The organism is Nocardia sp. NPDC006630, assembly GCF_040611495.1.
GTDB lineage: Bacteria > Actinomycetota > Actinomycetes > Mycobacteriales > Mycobacteriaceae > Nocardia.
The window spans coordinates 400,924-421,476 of record NZ_JBEXOK010000003.1; the positions used below are offsets into that span (position 1 = coordinate 400,924).

Below are 20,553 nucleotides of genomic sequence, written 5' to 3' on the forward strand. Positions count from 1 at the left end.
TCGGCCGCCGCACTGCCGTCGAGAACACCTCTGCAAGCACGTTTTGCCTTGCACCCCAGGATGATTCGCGCAGTTTGACAGCCCTCTGGATCCGGGTACACCGGTAGAGAGAGGACTGCGTTATGGACACCGCTCGCTCCTGGGACACCATCACCACCGCCCTGACCCGAATCTCGGGCCCGGGCAGGCGCGGCCGCGACTGGACCACCTACCTGTGCCCGGTGCACGAATCCGATGGCCGCCGCCACCATCCGTCCCTCGGAGTCGTCTACAACCGTCACCGCGGGCGGACGGTCGTGAAATGCTTCGCGGGCTGTTCGGACGAAGCCGTCCTGAACCGCCTGGGCCTGCACGTTCGGGATCTCTTCGATAATCCGCAGGCACCGTACGGACCACGCCGCCACTCCCCCGCACCCGATGTGGCGCTCGCCGACCAGGCTCTACAGGCCGCCGGACTCCCTCTCGAAGTACACAAGCGCGACCTCGGCCCCCGCACGGCCCGGCCGCGGCGTCAGGCGACGTACATCTACCGCTGGCCCAACGGCCATCCGGCCGGCCGCATCATCCGCGTCCACATCGCCCATCGCGACGGCCACAGCAAAACCTTCTGGCAGGAGCGCTGCACCGACAATGGCTGGCAGCCAGGAGGATTCGAACACCTGCCCTTCCATCTGCCCGAAGTCCTCGCCGCCGTGCGCGGCGCCCGCGACATCTACATCTGCGAAGGCGAAGCCGACGTCCTCACCGCCACCCATGCGGGTGTGACGGCCACCTGCAACGCGGGCGGCGCGCAAAGCTGGCACCCCGAACACGCCGCCTGGCTCACCGGCGCGCACCGAATCTGGATAGTCGCCGACCGTGATGCCCCCGGCTACCGGCACGCCGCCAAGGTCGCCCACACCCTCGCCGACCTGGTCGCCGAGATCCGCATCGTCCAGGCCCGCGACGGCAAAGACCTCACCGACCACTGCAATGCGGGCCACCACATCACGGAACTCGATCCCGTACCCCTCCTCGACGCCCACTATCGATGCGGCTAGTCCTGGATCGAGTCCAGCTGCGCTACCAGGGCCTTCGGTGCGACCATGCGGTACGCGTCCTGGACGATTTCGGCTATCTCCGTCCAGTCCACGGGCACATCCAGGTACACGCCCAGCCAGCCGCGATGGCCCACGTAGGGCGGGCGGAAGTAGCGGCCGGGTGCTGCGGCGACCAGTTCCTCCTGGATGCCGGGCGGTGCGGCGCACCAGAATCCGAGGCGGTCGTCGTGGTGGTGATCGGCGAACATGACGAAGGTTTTCTTGCCGCGCACGAACCAGGTCGGTTCGCCGTGGCTGAGGCGTTCGGTCGCCTCGGGCAGGGCCGAACACAGTGCGCGCAGGGACTCCAGCGGATCACCCATATTCGGAGGCTAGCCGATCATGTCTGCCCGGTTCTTGGACGAATGGGAAGTATCAGCGCCCGGCGAGGCGGCCAGCGCCCGCTGGTAGCGGTCGGCGATCGTGCGCAGGGCGGCCGCCAGTTCCGGTGAGTCGACGATCTCGAAGTCCGCGTCGAGCATGCCCAGATGCAGCGCGAGTTGCTGCGGATTGTCCGAACCGGGTTCGAAGGCGCACCGATTCTCACCGAGGGGTTCGATATCGACCGGTATCGGGAGTCGTTGCCGCACATGAGATGCCGGGGCGTGCACCACCACCCGGGCGCGGAACCGCCATACCGCTTCTCCGACACCGCGTTCCACCCGGGCGACGATCTCCGGATCGGGCGGCAGGGCACGCGGGGTGAAACGGGGTCCAGCCGGGGTGCGCGGGCGGATCCGGTCGACTCGGAAGGTGCGCCAATCGTTTCGGTCGAGATCCCAGGCGAGCAGATACCAGCGCTGGCGATTGCTGACCAGCCGGTACGGCTCGACCGATCTGCTGCTCGCCGCACCGGTATGCGACAGGTAGTCCAGTCGCAGTCGTTCGTGATCGCGGCAGGCAGAGGCGAGCACGGTGAGGATATCGGGATCGACCAGCGGGCCGCGGGCCGGAATGGGGAGCGTGTTCTGGAAGGCGCTGACCCGGCGCCGCAGCCGCGAGGGCAGAATCTGCTGCAATTTCGTCAGCGCCCGCAGGGATGTCTCCTCGATACCGGCAATGGAAGTGGTTGCGGCTGTGCGCAATCCGATGGCCACCGCAACGGCTTCGTCATCATCGAGCAGCAGCGGCGGCAGTGATCCGCCCGCACCGAGCCGATAGCCGCCGGCCACCCCCGGCCGGGCCTCGACCGGATAACCGAGCTCTCGCAGCCGGTCGATGTCATTGCGCACCGTGCGGGTGGTGACCCGCAGTCTCTCGGCCAATTCGGCGCCGGTCCAGTCCCGCCGCGACTGCAGGAGCGACAGCAGGCGGAGCAGCCGGGCGGAGGTCTCCAACATTCTTCGATTTTAGCTCGCAATCGCGGAACGAACCTTTCCGCAATCGTTCCTAAAGTTGGTTCATACCCCGAAGGCCACGCCTTCTCGAGTGAACGGAAGACCCTGATGAGCACTGAGATTCGCCCCTTCCGCATCGATATCCCGCAGTCGGAACTGGATTACCTGCACGACCGGCTCGCCCATGCCCGGTGGGCCGCCGAACTGCCGGGCACCGGCTGGGAGCGCGGCATTCCGGTGCCGGAGCTGAAGGAGTTTGCCGACTACTGGCGCACCGAATTCGATTGGCGGGCACAGGAAGCCGCGCTCAATGCCTTCCCGCAGTTCATCACCGAGATCGACGGGCAGCGAATCCACTTCCTGCATGTGCGATCAAGTCGCTCCGATGCCACCCCGCTGCTGATCACCCATGGTTTCCCGAGCTCGGTCGCGGAGTTCATGAATCTCATCGCACCGCTGACCGAACCGGCCGAGGGCCCGGCCTTCCATATCGTGGCGGCGTCCATACCGGGGTACGCCTTCTCCACCCCGCTCCCCGAGACCGGCTGGTCGATGGCGCGGACCGCCCGCGCCTGGATCGAGCTCATGAGCCGGCTGGGTTATGAGCGGTACGGCGTGCACGGCGGCGATGTCGGCAGTGGAATCTCCGCCATGGTGGCCGGTTTCGATCCCGGGCACGTGCTGGGCGTGCACGTGGTCACCGATCCCCTGACCGCCGCGAATGTCGCCACCTTCCTGCCCGGAATGGCCGACCGGCTCGATGCCGGCGATCCGATCGACAAGGTCATCCTCACCCGCATGGATGCCTTCCGCCGTGAGGGTTCCGGCTATCTGGCCATCCAGAACTCCCGCCCGCAGACCATCGGCTACGGCCTGGTCGATTCGCCGCTGCTGCAATTGGCGTGGATCGCAGAGAAATTCGAGCAGTGGACGGATCTGCCGATCGACCGTGATCAGTTGCTGACCAATGTCAGCCTCTACTGGTTCACCGGCTCCGGCGCCACCGCCGCGCATTCCCTCTACGAGCAGTCGCATTCCACCGAGTGGGGCGCACCGTCTTCCGCGCCCGCGGGTTTCGCGATCTTCGGGGCCGACGAGACGGTCCCCCGATTGGTCCCGCACACCGCGGAGGCGCACTGGACCGAGTTCGAGCGCGGCCTGCACTTCCCGGCCATGGAATGCCCTTCCGAGCTGGCCCGGGACCTGCGGGCATTCTTCGGCCCGCTGAGCTGACACCCGACCGGGCGCACCGGGCTGCCCAGCCCGGCGCGCGCCCGGATCTGCATTAGGCTCGCATCCATCGCGCCGCGGCATTGCCGACGCGGCAGCTCACCGCACCGCACTCCCCCCGCTCGGATGGACGTCCCGGAGGTTTGCCGATGATGAACCAGCTCACCGATGCAGCACAGGCAGTTTCGGCGGCCGCCGAACCTCCCATGGTGCTGCCCCTGGCTCCGGTCCCGTCCTCCGGCCATATCTTCGATTTCCCCGGGCGCCTGGGCACCGTGGACATGGACGAGGATCAGGGCCTGCGCATCGACGGCATCGCCCGGCACATCCAGGACGCGGGCGTCGATCACCTCGTGCACTGCGGCGCCCTGGAATCGCACCCGCACTGGATCGTGCGCCGCACCGTCATCGATGTCATCCGCCCCATTGCCTGGCCCGCGCGGCTGCGCACCCGCCGCTGGTGTTCGGGCATCTCCCCGCGCTGGTGCACCATGCGCGTGCGCATCGACTCCGACAATGACGGATTGATCGAAACCGAGGGTTTCTGGATCCACATGAACAAGGAAACGATGAGCCCCTCCCGCGTGGACGACCGCTTCTTCGAGCTCATGTGCACCACCACCTCGAACCAGCGCCTGCGCTGGCAGCAGTGGCTCAACGATCCGCTGCCCGAATCCCCCGGGACCGCGTTCCCGCTGCGCCGCACCGACATAGATCATTTCCAGCACGTGACCAATACCGCGTACTGGCACGCCGTCCACGAATTCACCGCCGACGCCGCCGATCTCACCCGATCGCCGCACCGCTACATACTCGAATACAACAAGCCCATCCGCTACGGCGACCCCATCGATATCCATACTCGGCGCACGGAGAATTCCCAAACCCTCTGGTTCTCGAGCAACCAGGAAGTCCGGGCAGTAGCGCAACTCCGCACGCTGTAGAACGCGCGATATCGATCTAGATTCGAGAGTGCTCAGGGGTCGCTGGACGGATTGATAGTGCATGTGGCCGAACACTTGCGAATTCAGTTATAGCTCATCATCTTTCGGGTTGTCGACCGTATCATTGGCGCGGGGACGGCTACGGAAGGAAAACACTATGTCGCTGATACCCGGTGCCGGCGCTATCGGGCGCGGTTTCAATATTCTCGGTACGTACAGCACTCGTTCGCTGATGCCACAAATTGTGAATCTTGGTAATGACAGCGGGAGCTGGGAGTATCCGCCCAGCGGGATCACGTACGCGGTGCCGGAGAACGCCACCCCCGTGGAGTACACCAACACCACGGGGTCGTCATATGTATACAATACGATCGATCAGTTCCAGTCTCATTTCTCCCAGAAGGCCGGCGTCCAAACGTCTTACGGGGCGTTCAGTGCGCAGTTCGATGTGGCCTACAGTCAGACCATTAATACCGACCAGTCATATTATTATTGTATTTACGAATCCGATTTCACCGCTTGGGAACTCAATCTCAATCACACCTCCCAGCAGTGGCTGACGCCCGATTTCCGCGACGACCCGGATGTGCGCAACCTGCCGAACACCTTCACACCGCAGAACCAAGAGCAATTCTTCGCCCTGTTCCGCAAGTGGGGAACACATTTCGTGGGTCAGGTGGTGGTCGGCGGGAGCCTTGACTACTACGAGGCCGTGCAGACGATGTACTCCTCCAACCAAACGCAGGTCAGTGTCAATGTGCAGCTGGAGTACAAGGCCGTCTTCACCTCCACGAAGGCCGAATCACAAACGGAGTGGGAGGAACTCGGCAAGTCGTGGGCCGACAGCCGCCTGGTCACCGTTAACGCCACCGGCGGTGACAACTCCGTACTCAATGCCCTCAACCCCGGCTACGGCGATTCGGATGTCGGGATATTCGATCAATGGTCCTCGGCGGTGATGAAGAACCCGTCGGTGATCGAGTTCTCGCTGCGACCGCTCAATGTGCTCTTCTCCGGGGACCAGGCCGCCGCCGTGGCCGCGGCACTGGAGGCGTATACGAACGGCGCGATCCTGTCCTATGCCGCCACCGATTACACCCCGGGCGGTGCACCCGGCGGCGGCAATGTGAGCACCACGTGGGGCATCATCGCCAATGGCAATGTCGCGATTCCGATTCCGGCCGTGGAACCCCCGCCGCCGACCGTCGTCGGTCCGGGACAGGCGGCTCCGGTCGGCGGATTCCAGCTGGCGCTGTACGACCCGCTGACCTTCGAGCAGCTCATGGTGCATCTGTATTACCAGACGTACCTGCCGAATACGCTGACGCCGGATCCGTCGATCTACAACGCCATGATGGCCGATCTGAATGCGGTCCATCACGCCGGATACGTGGCGGCGGTGAGCGGCTTCGGCATCGACCTGCTGAACTATCCCTCCCAGGATTTCTCGCATTGGCTGCTGAGTATCGGCGCCACCACGCAGGGGTGGAAGAAGTTCATCGGCTACAACAACAAGGGCGGTTCGGCCTGCTACATCGTGCTGGGCCGGCAGGGTGCGGCGCCGGGATTCGCGCTGGAAATCCTGCAGGCCGTCTATTCCCCCAATAGCTGGCTGGAGGAGCCCTATTACTTCAACATGGACGCCTCAGCCGTCGGCCTGACCTACGGCCGCACCGCGACCACCATCTCGAAGTCCCACGCCCTCGGCTCGCTGGCGCACCCGATCGAGCCCGCGAAACCGCCGAAACACGAGGAGCATCACCCGCACCGGCGCGACTAGCGCTGATCCGGTGGCACCCCGGCGAATCCGCCGGGGTGCAGCCGGGCTCGCGTCACCGGGATGCTGGCAATAGGCTGGCGCGGTGATTCCCGGGCGGACAGTGGTCGACGGGCGCTTCGAATTGCTCGAACCGCTCGGCAGTGGCGGTATGGGCACGGTCTGGCGGGCCTACGACCTCGCCCTGCATCGTGAAGTGGCGCTCAAGGAGGTGCGCGCGGCCGATCCGGAGCGCGCGAGTTCGCCCGGCGTGCAACGGGAGCGGGTGCTGCGGGAGGCCCGCGCGCTGGCCCGCATCGGGCATCCGAATGTGGTCGCCATCCACCACATCGTGGATTCACCCGCCGAAGAGCATCCGTGGATCGTCATGGAGCTGGTGCGCGGCCGCACTCTCTCCGAGCAGATCGATATGGGCCCGATGCCGCCCGCCCAGGCCGCGTTCATCGGCCGCGGCATTCTCGCGGCCCTGCGCGCGGCGCACGCCGTCGGCGTCCTGCACCGCGATATCAAACCCGCGAATGTGCTGCTGCGCGAAGACGGTTCACCGGTGCTGACCGATTTCGGCATTGCCGCGATCAATGGCATGGAGGGGCTGACCTCCACCGGAAGCGTGGTCGGCTCCCTCGATTACGTGGCGCCGGAACGCCTGGGCGGCCAGGAGGGTCATCCCGCGTCCGATCTGTGGTCGCTGGGCCTGGTGCTGTACGTCGCGGTGGAGGGCTATCACCCGATGCGCCGCGACACCTCCGTCGGCACCCTCGCCGCTGTACTGCGGGGCGAGGTCCCCCCGCCCCGGCGCGCAGGCCCGCTGACCGCGGCGCTGCAGGCCATACTGGTGCCCGATCCGGGCCACCGGCCCACCGCCGAACAGGTGGATTGGCTACTCGCCCAGGCGATCTCCGCACCGAGCTCACCTTCCATGCCGTACGTGCCGACAGCGTCGCCCCTCTCGTACGGCCCGGCGGCAACGTCCACACCGCTCACACCACCAGCGATCTCCGCGCCGTTCTCGCCGACAGCGACCTCGGCGTCCTTCACGCCGACGGCCTCCGCACCGTTCCCGCCGACAGGTCCCTCCGCGCGGTTCGATCAGACGGCGCACGTGCGCGCGACCGATGCCCCGCCCGGCAAGCAGCGACGGTGGATCGCGGCCGGAATCGCGGCGGTCGCTGCCATCGCCCTGATTGTTGTTGCCGCCGTACTTCTTCAGCCGGACAAGAGCACCGATCAGGCAGGCCCCAGCCAACCGCCCGGCACCGCCGCGCATCCGGCCACCTCGCTACCGGCAGTTCCCGGAAAGCCCCCCACCACCACGGCCCCGGCAGCCACCACGGATCTGCTCACCCCGGCCGGGGTTCGCCAGTCGATCGCCGCCCTCGAACAGCTCACCGGTGGACAGCAATTTCTCGAGACGACTTTCTATCCGCAGTTCGTCAACACCAGCGCGCCGGTCAAGGATCGCCCGACCGTGTATGACGAATTCACCTTCCGTGACGGCGTCGCCACCCGCACCGGCCCCGGCGGCCAGCTCTCCGACAAATCGACCGTGGTGCTGAGCTCGATCAACTGGGATATCCTGCCCACCCTGCTGAGCACCGCGCAGAACAAACTCGGTGTCGCCAACCCCACCAGCCGCTACATAATCGTCGACCCCGCATGGACTTTCAACGACAACAAGCCGACGCTACTGGTGTACTTCTCCGACGAGTACAACGGCGGCGGCTACCTGGCCGCCGACGTCGACGGCACCGTCGTCAGCGTCTACAACAGCAAATAGCGGACCGGCCTACCCCGCCTCCCCGAGCACGAGGTGCACGAAGGTGCCCGAGAGTCCATAGGTGCTCACACCCGCGTACGCCGGACCCGGGTAGGGCCAGGCGATACCGGTCTGCACCGGTGCGATCCCGAGCCCGGACCAGTCCACCGCCGAGGTGGGCTGCTCACAGTGCAGGGTGGCCGGGATATGGCGATGCTGTAGCGCGAGAGCGGTTTTCATCAATCCCGCCAGACCGCCTGCCGCCTCGGGATGGCCGATATTGGATTTGATGGATCCGACCAGGCAGGGTTCCCCGGCCGGTCGGCGCTGCCCGACGGCCGCGCCGATGGCCTGCAATTCGAGATGGTCGCCGGCGGGTGCGGCATTACCGTGGGCCTCCAGATACCCGAGCTGCTGCGGCGCGAGACCGGCCGTGGCACAGGCACGTTCGATGACTTGCAAGTACCCGTCGATCGACGGTGCGATGACCGCCTTGGCGGTGCGACCCTTGCTCGCCTGAGCACTGCCGTGGATGACGGCGTGAATGCGATCACCGTCGCGGCGCGCCAGCTCCAGCGTCTTGAGCACAACCACCCCGGCGCCATCGCTGCGCACGAACCCGTCGGCGTCCTCACTGCCGAAACGGCAACGGCCGGACGGGGAGAGCATTCCCGCGGCGGCGTAGCCGACGGTGTGATCGGTCCCGCGCACCAGGCTGACACCACCGGCGATCACGGTCTCGCATTCACCGGTACGCAGCGCCTGGCACGCCAGATGCACCGCGAGCGTTCCGGAGGAACAGGCCGCATCCACGGTCGCGCACGGACCACGCAGATCCCAGGCGTAGCTCAGCCGCCCCGAAGCCATACTGCGCGCGGCGGATCCGGCGATCGCGTACATATCAACCGGTCGATCACCGGCGCGAGTGTCCCAGTGCTCCGCGGTGCTCTGCCCCATGAAGACCCCGACCGACGCACCGGCCAGCTCGTTCTCGTCCAGCCCCGCATCGCGCAGCGCATCGCGGGCGGTCACCATCAGCACCCGGTGCTGCGGATCGAGTTCGGCGTTCTCCCGCTCGGTGACGTGAAAGTCCTCGGGCCGGAAATCGGTGGTGCAGTCCGGGAACTCGGCTCCGGCCACCGCATCCTGACCGTCGAGCAGCAGTCGCCACAGCTGCCCGTGGTCGGCGGCGCCCGGAAAACGGCACCCCATCCCCACGATTGCGATCGGCTCGTTCGAACTCATCGGATCCTCTCCTTGACGCCGCGCGTGGAGTGATGCCCTTAACAAGATCGTGAGTACCATAGCCGCGATCGATCAATCGTTGTGCACCTGATGCTGGTCGACGCGGCCGAATCTGCGACCCCGTAATCCCCGGAAATCAGGAAGGTGCACCGAAATGTGCGGTATCGCAGGCTGGGTGGATCCCGACGGCCTACCCCCGGACGCCGGAGGCGTGGTGGACGCCATGGCCGAGGCACTAGCCGCACGCGGTCCCGACGGGCACGGCCTCTGGTCCGATTCTCATGCCGCACTGGGTCATCGCCGCCTGGCCGTGCTCGATCCGGAGCACGGGCGGCAGCCCATGATCAGCACCGATGACGACAACCGGCCGCGCGCCGTGCTGGCCTACACCGGTGAGGTGTTCAATCACCGCGAACTGCGGCACACGCTGGAACTGCTGGGCCACAAGTTCGCCACCCGCACCGATACCGAGGTGGTGCTGCACGCCTGCCTGGAATGGGGGCCCGGCGCGGTGCACCGGCTGCGCGGCATGTTCGCCTTCGCGTACTGGGATGTCGCGGCCCGCCGTCTGCTGCTGGTCCGCGATCGGCTCGGCATCAAACCGCTCTGCTACCGGATCGACGGCGCCGGAATACGTTTCGGTTCCGAGCCCAAGGCACTGCTCGGCACCGGACCCGCACCGGAGATCGATCCGGACGGATTGCGCGACTTCCTCTCCAGCGTCCGGACGCCGGGGCGCACCCTGCTGCGTGGCATCCACGAGGTGCGGCCGGGCACCATGCTCATCGTCGACTCGCGCGGAGTTCGCGAACAGCGCTACTGGCGACTGGAACCGGCCCCGCACACCGATGACCTCGCCACCACCGTGGACACCGTGCGCGGACTGCTCGACGACATCACCGTCGGGCATCTGCACGCCGACGTGCGCCTGGGTTCGCTGTTGTCCGGCGGACTAGATTCGAGCGCGCTGACGGCGCTCGGCCAGCATTCGCTGCGGACGACCGGCACCGCGCTGCCCACGTTCTCCGTCGACTTCGCCGGGAACACAGCGGATTTCAGACCCGACGCGCTGCGACCGACACCCGACGCGCCGTATGTCAGAGCCATGGCCGACCACTGCGGCCTGGACCATCGCGATATCGTGCTCGATGCCGCTGCCCTGACCGATCCTGCTGTGCGCGGAGCGGTCGTCGCAGCCCGCGATCTGCCCGCTGCGGGCGATATGGATTCCTCGCTGTACCTGCTCTTCCGGGCAGTGCGCGAACAAGCCACCGTGGTGCTGTCCGGCGAATGCGCCGACGAGGTGTTCGGCGGCTACTCGTGGTTCCATGACCCCCAGGCGATTTCGCGCCCCGACTATCCGTGGCGCTACTTCGCCGGTCGCAGCGGCGCCTGCCTGGCCCTGCTGCGCGACGATGTCGCCGCCGAACTCGATCTCACCGCGCACCGCGCCGACCACTACCGGCAGGCGCTCACCGAAATCCCGTCACTGCCCGGTGAATCCGCGACGCAGCGCCGCATGCGCGAGGTGTTCTGGCTGCATTACACACACTGGTTGCCGGATCTGCTCGACCGCAAGGATCGGCTGTCGATGGCCGTCGGCCTGGAGGTGCGCGTCCCGTTCTGCGATCACCGGCTGGTCGAGTACGCCTGCAATATCCCTTGGCAGCTGCACACTTTCGACGGCCGCGAGAAATCTCTGCTGCGCGCCGCCGTGGCCGATCTGCTGCCCCCGAGCGTCGCCGCCCGGGTGAAAGCCCCATACCCGATCACCCACGACCCGGCCTACGACCTCGCCCTCCGGGCGCAGGCCGCCGACCTGGCCGCGCAGCCCGCCGCACCGGTCTGGGATTACCTTGACCGCAATCGACTACGCGAACGCCTCACGCGTCCCCTCGCCGACCGCGCCACCCGCGCGGCACTCGATTTCGCACTCAACTTCGACCTGTGGCTGCAACAGCTGACGGCATCTCGTCGGCCCTGAACGAATCGCCTACCCGGGCAGTAGCTTTCGACCAGGCAGCGGCGCCGGGCAGCAACACGGGAAGGGCGCCCGGGCAGCGGTTCCGACCTGGCGACGTGTCGGACAGGGCTTTCAGCCCGGGCAGGTGCGCAGCGACTTCCTGCCCAGCACAGGGGTCAGCTGACCCGGTGCCGATCGAGCACGAGCGCGTGCAGATCGGCGGGGGTCAGACCGACCAGCGAATCACGGAAGGTCCGGCCGGGCGCGGGGGGAACGGCGATTTCACAGGGGATGACCAGGACCGTGCAGCCGGCGGCTTCGGCCGCCAGCGCACCGGTCGGTGAATCCTCGATGGCCACAGTATGTTCCGGCGCGACACCGAGCAGTTCGGCTGCGCGCAGGTAGACATCGGGCGCGGGTTTGCCCTCGGGCACCTCGTCCGCACAGACCGTGGCGTGGAAGTAGCCGCGGTCGAGGGTGTCCAGGCCGTATTCGGTGAGGGACCGCTTGGTATTGGTCACCAGCGCCATCGGGATTCCGGCCGCCTTCATGGTGGCGAGCGCATCCGCCGCGCCCGGTCGCCACGGCACCGGATCCTGGAACAGCTCGATCACGCGCCGCTCGATCCACTCACCGGCCTCGGTAATGGCGGCGGGCGTGGGGTCCAGTCCCAAACCGGTGAACATGATGCGCATGGCATTGGGCCCCGAGGCGCCGATGAGCGCATGCCGCATCGCATCGTCCATCTCGTGGCCGAGCTCACCCGCCAGCTCCCGGACCGCTATATCCCAGAGCTTCTCCGAGTCCAGCAGCGTTCCGTCCATATCCCACAACACCGCGTCCAACCGCGTCACCGGAACACCGCTCCTCTTCTCACGTCCACCTCGAGCGCTCACCACACGTGACGCGGTGCTCAGCGTATCGGGTCGGCCTCAGGTCCCGGACGCCGCGATGACCATTCCACCGCCGGTCGTATCGACCTGGACCCAGCGGCTTTCACTGGTGACCTGACCATTGCGCAGGGTGTAGGTCAGATTGACCACCGCACGGTTCGTACCCGTGGTCGTCACACCGCCGACGCTCACCGACGCGATACCGGCCCAGAACTGCGAGTAGGCATTGAACCCGCCGGTCGAGGCCTGATAGCCGGGCGACAGCTTGGACCAGGCGGCGCTCACATTGCCGGGCAGCATCCCGTAGTAGCCCTGAACGAACGAGGCCACCGACGACGCCGACGGCACGGCGGCCGCGGCGGGCGGAGGCGGCGGAGTGGTCGGCGGCACCGTGGTCGTCGTGGCGGGTGCGGTGGTGGTACTCGGCTGCGCCGACGTGGTGGTGCTGGGCGCGGCAGTTGTCGTGGGCGCGTGCGTGGCCTGCCCGGCCTGCCCACCGCTCTGACCGCCATTGCCGCCGGTAGCGCCACTCTGGCCCGGGACGACAGCGCCGCCCGAGGCATTGCCGGTGGTCGGATTCACCGGCTCCACGGTGGTACCGGTTCCCTTGGCGACCGGATTGCTCTCCCCGCTATTGCGGCTCACCGCCACCGTCACCAGTACGGCGATCACCACCGCCGCGATCACACCGAGGGCGATCAGCGCGATCTGGCGCCGATTACCATCCTGCCCAGCGAGTTTGGCGCCGAAGGTGCCCGCCGGCGGCACCGGCGTTCCGGGCGCGGTGCCGCGCGCCGAGGGTTTGTCCTTCACCATATCGATGTGCACGGTCGGATCGGTGGCATTGGCCGTCGATGCCTTCGCACCGGAGGTGGAGATCACCGTGGTCGCTGCGGAATCGCCTGCCACCAGGGTATTCGTGGCCGCGGGCAGCACCTTGGTCTGCGGAATCAGTGCGGTTGCCCGCCCGTCCGCCACCGCCTGCAGTCGATCGGTCGCCTGCTCCATGGTCGGCCGGTCCACCGCATCGGCGGCCAGCAGATCCATCAGCACCGGTCCGAGCGCACCGGCATGGCGGGGTTCGGGCACCTGCGCCCGCACCACCGAGTGCAGCAGGGCGAGCGGATTGTCGCCCTCACCGAACGGCGGCATTCCCTCCACCGCGGCGTACAGCGTTGAGCCCAGGGCGAATACGTCCGAGGGCGGTTCCGGGTTCTCACCGCGCGCCACCTCGGGCGCGAGGTACGCGGGCGTGCCCGCGAGGAATCCGGTGGAGGTCACCGTGACATCACCGACGGCACGCGAGATGCCGAAGTCGGTGATCTTCACCGTACCGTCCTCGGCCACAAGGATATTGGCGGGCTTCACATCCCGGTGCACGATTCCGGCCTTGTGCGCGGCGGCCATGGCCGCCGCCACCTTGGCGCCGATGCGCGCGACCTCGGTGGGCGCGAGCGTCCCCTTCTCGCGCATGAGCGCCGCGAGACTGACCGCGTCCACGTACTCCATGACCAGCCACGGCTGGCCGTCCTCCTCCGCCACATCGAAAACGGTGACGGCATTGGGATGGTGCAGCCGAGCCGCGATGCGCCCCTCCCGCATTGCGCGCATCTTGGCCTCGATCGCCTGGGACCGAGTCAATCCCGGCCCCAGCAGCAACTGCTTGACGGCCACCGTCCGCCGCAGCCGGACATCGGTCGCGCGCCACACGACCCCCATCGCACCGGTGCCGATCGGATCCGTTAGTCGGTACCGCCCCGCAATCAACCGGTCTGAAGTCATGTGGTTGTGCCCCTCCTGCTGGCTTTCGCGCCGAGCCACCCTGCAACGCTGCGCGACAAGCCCGAACCTCTACAAAATCTTAGGCGTTGAAGTACTTCGCCTCCGGGTGCAGAAGTACGAACGCGTCCGTCGACTGCTCCGGATGAAGCTGCAATTCCTCCGACAGCATCACCCCGATCCGGCCCGCGTCCAGCATGTCCACAAGTTTCGCGCGATCCTCCAGGTCGGGGCACGCACCGTAGCCGAATGAGTACCTCGCGCCACGGTATCCGAGTTTGAAGTATTCCTGCACATCGGAAGGATCCTGTTCGGCGACGGAATGTCCTTCCACCACAAGCTCTTCCCGGATGCGCCGGTGCCAGAACTCCGCGAGCGCCTCGGTGAGCTGCACGCCGATGCCGTGCACCTCGAGATAGTCGCGGTAATTGTTCTGTGCGAACAGCTCATTGGCGAAATCGGCGATGGGCTGCCCCATGGTGACCAGCTGGAACGGCAGCACATCCACCTGACCGCGCGCTGCCGCGAGTTCGCGGGAACGAATGAAGTCGGCGATGTTCAGGAACCGGTCACGCTGCTGCCGCGGGAAAGTGAACCGATACCGTTCCGCTGCATCGGGTTTCGGCTCGGTGAGAACAATCACATCATCGCCCTCGGACACCGCCGGGAAGTAGCCGTACACCACCGCGGCATGCTGGAGCACACCCTCGGCAATGAGCCGATCCAGCCAGTAGCGCAGGCGCGGACGGCCTTCGGTCTCCACCAGATCCTCGTAGGACGGCCCGTCGCCGGCCCGCTGTCCCTTCAGGCCCCACTGACCGAGGAACAGCGCCCGCTCGTCGAGCAGACCGGAGTACTCGCTCACCGACAGGCCCTTGATGACGCGGGTGCCCCAGAACGGGGGCGTCGGCACCGGCAGATCCGCGGCCACATCCGAGCGCTCGGGCACCACGATCGGCGTCTCTTTGGCCTTGCGCTCCTCGGCGATTCGCTTGGAACGCTCGTGCCGGGCCTTGCGCTCGGCGGCCTTCTCCCGTTCGGCGATCGCCTGCGGGCTGTTCGGATCGATGGCGCCGCCGCGCTTGCGGGTCATGATCTCGTCCATGAGATTGAGGCCCTCGAACGCGTCGCGCGCATAGTGCACATCGCCCTCGTAAACCTCGGTGAGATCGTTCTCCACATAGGAGCGCGTCAGCGCGGCGCCGCCCAGCAGCACCGGGAACTGCTGCGCCACACCCTTGGCATTGAGCTCGGCGAGGTTCTCCTTCATGACGACGGTGGATTTCACCAGCAGTCCGGACATGCCGATGACATCGGCCTTCTTGTCCACCGCGGCATCCAGGATCGCCGAAATCGGCTGCTTGATACCGATATTCACGACCTCGTAGCCATTGTTGGACAGGATGATGTCCACCAGGTTCTTGCCGATATCGTGCACATCGCCCTTGACGGTGGCCAGCACGATGCGACCCTTACCGGCGTCGTCGGTGGACTCCATATGCGGTTCCAGATGCGCCACAGCGATTTTCATCACCTCGGCGGACTGCAGCACGAACGGCAGCTGCATCTGCCCGGAGCCGAACAGCTCACCCACGGTCTTCATGCCCGACAGCAGGGTGTCGTTGATGATCTGCAGCGGCGGGACCTCCTGCATGGCCTCGTCGAGATCGGCCTCCAGACCATTGCGCTCACCGTCGACAATCCGGCGCGCGAGGCGCTCGAACAGCGGCAGCAAGGCCATTTCCTCGGCGCGCGAGGCCTTGGACGAGGCCGCCGAGACGCCCTCGAACATGGCCATCAGTTCCTGCAGCGGGTCGTAATCCTCGCGGCGGCGGTCGTAGACCAGGTCCAGGGCGATCTCGCGCTGGTTCTCCGGAATCCGGGCCATGGGCAGGATCTTCGACGCGTGCACGATCGCCGAATCCAGTCCGGCCTGCACGCATTCGTGCATGAACACCGAATTGAGCACCTGCCGTGCGGCCGGATTCAGGCCGAACGAGATATTCGAAAGACCCAGTGTGGTCTGCACATTCGGATGCCGCTGCTTGAGCAGGCGGATGGCCTCGATGGTTTCCAGGCCGTCCTTGCGGGACTCCTCCTGACCGGTGCCCAGGGTGAAGGTCAACGTGTCGACGATGATGTCGGACTCGGCCAGGCCCCAGTTCTCGGTGATATCGGCGATCAGCCGCTCGGCAATGGCGACCTTGGTTTCGGCGGTGCGCGCCTGACCGGTCTCGTCGATGGTCAAAGCCACCACGGCCGCACCGTGTTCGGCCACCAGCGCCATGGTCTGCTGGAATCGCGACTCCGGCCCGGCGCCGTCCTCGTAGTTGACCGAGTTGACCGCGCAGCGGCCGCCGAGCTGCTCGAGCCCGGCCCGCAGCACCGGAAGTTCGGTGGAGTCCAGCATGATCGGCAGCGTCGACGCGGTGGACAGGCGAGCGGCGAGCTCGTTCATATCCTTCGCGCCGTCGCGGCCCACGTAGTCCACGCACAGGTCCAGCATGTGCGCGCCGTCGCGGATCTGATCCTTGGCGATGTCCAGGCACTTCTGCCAGTCCTCGGCCAGCATGGCATCACGGAAGGCCTTGGAGCCGTTGGCATTCGTGCGCTCGCCGATCATCATGACCGAGGCGTCCTGCTCGAACGGCACCGCGCTGTAGATGGAGGACACGGCCGGCTCGTGCGAGGGCGTGCGCACCCCGGGGGTGACCTCGCGCACCGCGGCGCGCACCTGGCGAATGTGCTCGGGAGTGGTACCGCAGCAGCCGCCGACCAGCGCCAGCCCGAACTCGGAGACGAAGCCGCTCAAGGCGATTGCGAGCTCCTCGGGCGAGAGCGGGTACTCCGCGCCCTTGGCGCCCAGCACCGGCAGACCGGCATTCGGCATCACCGAGACCGGCAGCTGCGCATGCTTGGACAGATGGCGCAGATGCTCGCTCATCTCGTCCGGGCCGGTGGCGCAGTTCAATCCGATCATGTCGATGCCGAGGTTCTCCAGCGCCGTGAGCGCCGCCCCGATCTCCGAACCGACCAGCATGGTGCCGGTGGTCTCCATGGTCACGTGCGTAATGATCGGAATCTTGCGACCCGCGCGCGCCATGGCGTGATGACTGCCGACGATCGCGGACTTGACCTGCAGCAGGTCCTGGCAGGTTTCGATGAGGATGGCATCGGCGCCGCCGTCGAGCATGCCGAGAGCGGCTTCGGTGTAGGCGTCACGCAGTGTGGCGTACGGCGCATGACCGAGGGTGGGCAATTTCGTGCCCGGACCCATGGAACCGAGCACGTACCGGGGAGTCCCGTCCTCGGTCGGTCCCATGTCGTCGGCGACCTCACGGGCGAGGCGGGTGCCGCGCTCGGACAGATCACGGATGCGATCGGCGATGTCGTAATCGGCGAGATTGGGCAGGTTGCACCCGAAGGTATTGGTCTCGACCGCGTCCGCGCCGGCCTCGTAGTAGGCGCGGTGAATGCTTTTCAGCACGTCAGGGCGGGTTTCGTTGAGAATCTCGTTGCAACCCTCGAGGCCACGGAAATCATCCAAAGTCAGATCCGCGGCCTGCAACATGGTGCCCATCGCACCGTCGCCTATGACGACACGCCGACTGAGCGTGTCGAGTAGGGTGGTGTCGAACTCGGCGCGGGGGGACACAGACATGTACTCAAGAGTAGTGGGAGGCACGGACAATCCGAGCCTCGGTGTGGTGCGCCGCTCTCCGCAGGTCCCCGGGTCGAGCCGCCAACCTGCACGGTTGCGCGTCGTTGGCGCGTCTGACGAGCTCACCCCCTAAGCTGACCGGGTGAACGCCAGTGAACCCCCGGTGCCACCCGATTCGGACCTGCCTACGCTGCGGGATCCGATCCTCGTGGCCGCTTTCGAAGGCTGGAACGACGCGGCCGACGCGGCAAGTGGGGCAGTCGAGCACCTGGAGCTGATCTGGGACGCGCAGCCGCTCGCGGAGCTGGACTCCGAGGATTACTACGATTACCAGGTGAACCGGCCGACGGTACGCCAGGTCGACGGCGTGACCCGCGAAATTCACTGGCCGTCCACCATGCTCTCGGTGTGCTCGCCCCCCGGCAGCGAACGCGATGTGGTGCTGCTGCGCGGCGTCGAACCGAATATGCGCTGGCGCAGCTTCTGCAATGACCTGCTCGAATTCGTGGAGCAGCTGGATGTGACCACGGTGGTGATCCTCGGCGCGCTGCTGGCCGATACCCCGCACACCCGGCCCGTTCCCGTCACCGGCACCGCCTATAACAAGGAAGCCGCCGAGCGCTTCAACCTCGAGCAGACCCGCTACGAGGGACCGACCGGTATCACCGGAGTACTGCAGGATGCCTGCGTGCGCGCGGGTGTGCCGGCCATCTCCTTCTGGGCCGCGGTGCCGCACTACGTTTCTCAGCCGCCGAATCCCAAGGCGGTCATCGCCCTGCTGCACCGGGTCGAGGATGTGCTCGATGTCGAGGTGCCGCTGGGTGGTCTGCCCGAGCAGGCCGAGGAGTGGGAGGGCACGGTCAATGAAATGACCACCGGCGATGAGGAAATCGCCGAGTACGTGCGCTCGCTCGAGGAGCGCGGCGATGCCGAGGTGGACCTCAACGAGGCCATGGCCAAGATCGACGGCGATGCCATCGCGGCCGAATTCGAGAAATATCTGCGCCGGCGTGGGCGCGGCGGCTTCGGTCTCTGAGCCCGAAAACGCTGAGCCCCAACGCTTGGTCCCAGAAACGCAGCGGCGCTGGCCGTTTGGAGCACGGCCAGCCACGCGGCTCATGAGCTCGCTGTATGTGAGCTTCGCTGCATGCTTTCGGTAACGCCGATCGGCGTGAGATTCGTGGCCTGCGCCCTCAGTGCTCCACGGCCCACACCTGAGCCGCTGCCTCATGAGCCAGTTTCGCGATGAGGATATCTCGCGGAATCGTCTGGCCGGCAAGGTGATCGAGTGACGGCACCACCACATGGTGAGCATCGGCACGCTTGAGTTCGGCGGTCAGCTCCGCAAACGCGGTGCCGTCGCCGGGGGTCGATTCATGGAACGTGGCGGCGAAACAGAATCCTGCCGATTGGGCCAGGCTGGTCATGGCGTCCTCCAGCTCTTCACTGCACCCATCAGCCAGATCGTCACGCACGTACCCATAGATCAACGCTTCCACCCGAACCTCCGTTGGATTGGGGATCGCTGTCCTGTCGTGTGCCCGTTTCAAGCATGGCGTTCTCTCGGATGCAATTGCAGATGTCAACCCACTGACATCGACGTGCCCTATCCGGGTCCACGAGAGGGTAACTGGTGAGATACTACAGAGCGTGTCCGCTGTCGATGATCGACCTGTCTGGGCTGTCCGAATGCGCGCCGAACGTGATGCTCGGGGGTGGTCACAAGCCGACGCCGTGCGCGCCATGCGGGGTAAGTCGAGCCACAATCTGCCAACGGACAGCACACTTTTGCGCAACTGGCGGCGCTGGGAGTCGGGAGAATCCCGGCCCGATGATTTCTACGCACCCATCATCGCGGCCTCCTTCGATACCGTGACCGCCGCTTTCTTCCCGAAGGCCCGGCCGAATCGGGATGACGAGCTACTTTCCGCCACCGGGATGGACACGCTCGAATTCATTGGGCGGCTACGTATGTCCGATGTGTCCTCTGCGACGCTGGATGCGATCCACATCACCGCAGACCGGCTGTGTTCGGAGTATCCGTGCGCCGATCCGCACGAGCTACATTCCGAGGGCACCGCGTGGTTGCGGCGCATTACCTCCCTACTGGACGGTCGGCTTACTCTCGCACAGCATCGCGAGGTGCTGGTGCTGGCCGGCTGGGTCGCCCTACTGGTCGGTTGTGTTGATTACGATCTGGGTTGGCGCACCGCCGCGGAAGCCACTCGCAGAGCGGCACTCTCACTGGGCCAGGAGGCCGAGCACGCCGAAATCATCGGCTGGGGCGCCGAAATGGCCGCCTGGTTCGCCTCGACCCAGGCCAACTATCGCGGCGCCATCGAAACGGCCGAGGCGGCACACGCCAGTACCGAACATCTCGGCGTGGGTGTGCAGCTGGCCGCCCAGCGGGCCAAGGCCTGGGCGCGGCTGGGCGATCGGCGCGAGATGGAAGCCGCACTCGCCCAGGGCCGTTCGATTCTGGACCGGCTCGACCATCCCGCCAATCTGGACAATCATTTCGTGGTCGATCCGCAGAAGTTCGACTTCTACGCCATGGACTGCTGCCGGGTCGCCGGTGACGATCGCCTCGCCGAAACCTATGCCCGCCAAGTGATTCTGACCTCCACCCGCCCCGACGGCACCATTCGCAAACCCATGCGGGTGGCCGAGGCGCACCTCACCCTCGCGGTTGTCGCGGTACACGACCGCAATCTGGAGCTCGCCCTGGACGAGGGCATGCGGGCCTTCACCGGTAAGCGCCGCTCACTGCCCTCGCTCATGTGGATCGCAGGGGAGACCGCGCGCGAAATGATCCAGCACTTCCCGAGCGACCCGCGTACCCGGACCTATCTGGATCAGCTGCGCGCGCTCGCGGCGGGCTGAATCCGC

Annotated in this window: 15 protein-coding genes; 8 read left to right on the forward strand and 7 right to left on the reverse strand. The window is 66.4% G+C overall.

All coding sequences use genetic code 11. The features are described from left to right. The first annotated feature begins 122 nt into the window (after positions 1–122). Complete coding sequence (locus tag ABZX86_RS09970) at positions 123–1,040, forward strand: toprim domain-containing protein (RefSeq protein ID WP_355121953.1); 918 nt, start codon at positions 123–125, stop codon at positions 1,038–1,040. Here the strand turns inward: ABZX86_RS09970 and ABZX86_RS09975 are convergent. Both ABZX86_RS09975 and ABZX86_RS09980 read right to left on the reverse strand, forming a co-directional pair. After that, positions 1,037–1,402 carry an MmcQ/YjbR family DNA-binding protein gene (locus ABZX86_RS09975; protein ID WP_355121955.1) on the reverse strand — a complete coding sequence of 122 codons (366 nt, stop codon included), beginning with the start codon at positions 1,400–1,402 and terminating at the stop codon, positions 1,037–1,039. The two genes, ABZX86_RS09970 and ABZX86_RS09975, sit on opposite strands and share 4 nt — an antisense overlap. Positions 1,403–1,411: 9 nt before the next feature. Then, positions 1,412–2,419, reverse strand: a complete 1,008-nt coding sequence (locus ABZX86_RS09980) for a YafY family protein (protein ID WP_355121957.1) — start codon at positions 2,417–2,419, stop codon at positions 1,412–1,414. A gap of 105 nt (positions 2,420–2,524) precedes the next feature. On the opposite strand from ABZX86_RS09980, the gene ABZX86_RS09985 reads away from it, so the two are divergent. The 4 genes from ABZX86_RS09985 to ABZX86_RS10000 all read left to right on the forward strand — a co-directional run bounded on the left by ABZX86_RS09985 (position 2,525) and on the right by ABZX86_RS10000 (position 8,144). After that, a complete protein-coding gene (locus ABZX86_RS09985; RefSeq protein WP_355121959.1) occupies positions 2,525–3,649 on the forward strand; it encodes an epoxide hydrolase in 1,125 nt (374 codons plus the stop codon). A 146-nt stretch (positions 3,650–3,795) separates the two neighbouring features. Beyond that, on the forward strand, positions 3,796–4,590 hold the full coding sequence (locus tag ABZX86_RS09990; RefSeq protein WP_355121961.1) for an acyl-ACP thioesterase domain-containing protein: 795 nt from the start codon (positions 3,796–3,798) through the stop codon (positions 4,588–4,590). Between the two features lie 157 nt (positions 4,591–4,747). Next, positions 4,748–6,370, forward strand: a complete 1,623-nt coding sequence (locus tag ABZX86_RS09995; protein WP_355121963.1) for an MAC/perforin domain-containing protein — start codon at positions 4,748–4,750, stop codon at positions 6,368–6,370. Positions 6,371–6,452: 82 nt separating this feature from the next. Further along, positions 6,453–8,144 carry a protein kinase gene (locus ABZX86_RS10000; RefSeq protein ID WP_355121965.1) on the forward strand — a complete coding sequence of 564 codons (1,692 nt, stop codon included), beginning with the start codon at positions 6,453–6,455 and terminating at the stop codon, positions 8,142–8,144. A 9-nt stretch (positions 8,145–8,153) separates the two neighbouring features. On the opposite strand, the gene ABZX86_RS10005 is transcribed toward ABZX86_RS10000, so the two are convergent. Continuing rightward, a complete protein-coding gene (locus ABZX86_RS10005) occupies positions 8,154–9,368 on the reverse strand; it encodes a polyketide synthase (protein WP_355121967.1) in 1,215 nt (404 codons plus the stop codon). Positions 9,369–9,522: 154 nt separating this feature from the next. On the opposite strand from ABZX86_RS10005, the gene asnB reads away from it, so the two are divergent. Next, complete coding sequence (gene asnB, locus ABZX86_RS10010; protein ID WP_355121969.1) at positions 9,523–11,352, forward strand: asparagine synthase (glutamine-hydrolyzing); 1,830 nt, start codon at positions 9,523–9,525, stop codon at positions 11,350–11,352. Positions 11,353–11,507: 155 nt separating this feature from the next. Here asnB and ABZX86_RS10015 read toward each other — a convergent pair whose 3' ends face one another. From ABZX86_RS10015 to metH, 3 genes are all read right to left on the reverse strand, one after another. After that, positions 11,508–12,185: an HAD family phosphatase gene (locus ABZX86_RS10015; RefSeq protein ID WP_355121971.1), complete on the reverse strand. Its 678-nt coding sequence runs from the start codon at positions 12,183–12,185 to the stop codon at positions 11,508–11,510. Positions 12,186–12,263: 78 nt separating this feature from the next. Next, complete coding sequence (locus ABZX86_RS10020) at positions 12,264–14,006, reverse strand: serine/threonine-protein kinase (protein ID WP_355121973.1); 1,743 nt, start codon at positions 14,004–14,006, stop codon at positions 12,264–12,266. Positions 14,007–14,085: 79 nt separating this feature from the next. Continuing rightward, positions 14,086–17,664, reverse strand: coding sequence for a methionine synthase (metH, locus tag ABZX86_RS10025; protein WP_355121975.1), 3,579 nt, complete (start codon positions 17,662–17,664; stop codon positions 14,086–14,088). Positions 17,665–17,806: 142 nt separating this feature from the next. Here metH and ABZX86_RS10030 point away from each other — a divergent pair, with 142 nt between their 5' ends. Next, positions 17,807–18,700 carry a PAC2 family protein gene (locus ABZX86_RS10030; RefSeq protein ID WP_297615655.1) on the forward strand — a complete coding sequence of 298 codons (894 nt, stop codon included), beginning with the start codon at positions 17,807–17,809 and terminating at the stop codon, positions 18,698–18,700. A 157-nt stretch (positions 18,701–18,857) separates the two neighbouring features. Here ABZX86_RS10030 and ABZX86_RS10035 read toward each other — a convergent pair whose 3' ends face one another. Beyond that, positions 18,858–19,163, reverse strand: coding sequence for a hypothetical protein (locus ABZX86_RS10035; protein WP_327139905.1), 306 nt, complete (start codon positions 19,161–19,163; stop codon positions 18,858–18,860). A 151-nt stretch (positions 19,164–19,314) separates the two neighbouring features. On the opposite strand from ABZX86_RS10035, the gene ABZX86_RS10040 reads away from it, so the two are divergent. After that, positions 19,315–20,547, forward strand: a complete 1,233-nt coding sequence (locus ABZX86_RS10040; RefSeq protein ID WP_355121978.1) for an XRE family transcriptional regulator — start codon at positions 19,315–19,317, stop codon at positions 20,545–20,547. Positions 20,548–20,553: the final 6 nt, after the last annotated feature.

Coding starts and splice junctions, on each gene's coding strand:
- ABZX86_RS09995 (WP_355121963.1), top strand. CDS start 4,748: ATGTCGCTGATACCCGGTGCCGGCGCTATCGGGCGCGGTTTCAATATT.
- ABZX86_RS09985 (WP_355121959.1), top strand. CDS start 2,525: ATGAGCACTGAGATTCGCCCCTTCCGCATCGATATCCCGCAGTCGGAA.
- asnB (WP_355121969.1), top strand. CDS start 9,523: ATGTGCGGTATCGCAGGCTGGGTGGATCCCGACGGCCTACCCCCGGAC.
- ABZX86_RS09980 (WP_355121957.1), bottom strand. CDS start 2,419: ATGTTGGAGACCTCCGCCCGGCTGCTCCGCCTGCTGTCGCTCCTGCAG.
- ABZX86_RS09975 (WP_355121955.1), bottom strand. CDS start 1,402: ATGGGTGATCCGCTGGAGTCCCTGCGCGCACTGTGTTCGGCCCTGCCC.
- ABZX86_RS09990 (WP_355121961.1), top strand. CDS start 3,796: ATGATGAACCAGCTCACCGATGCAGCACAGGCAGTTTCGGCGGCCGCC.
- ABZX86_RS09970 (WP_355121953.1), top strand. CDS start 123: ATGGACACCGCTCGCTCCTGGGACACCATCACCACCGCCCTGACCCGA.
- ABZX86_RS10005 (WP_355121967.1), bottom strand. CDS start 9,368: ATGAGTTCGAACGAGCCGATCGCAATCGTGGGGATGGGGTGCCGTTTT.
- metH (WP_355121975.1), bottom strand. CDS start 17,664: ATGTCTGTGTCCCCCCGCGCCGAGTTCGACACCACCCTACTCGACACG.
- ABZX86_RS10020 (WP_355121973.1), bottom strand. CDS start 14,006: ATGACTTCAGACCGGTTGATTGCGGGGCGGTACCGACTAACGGATCCG.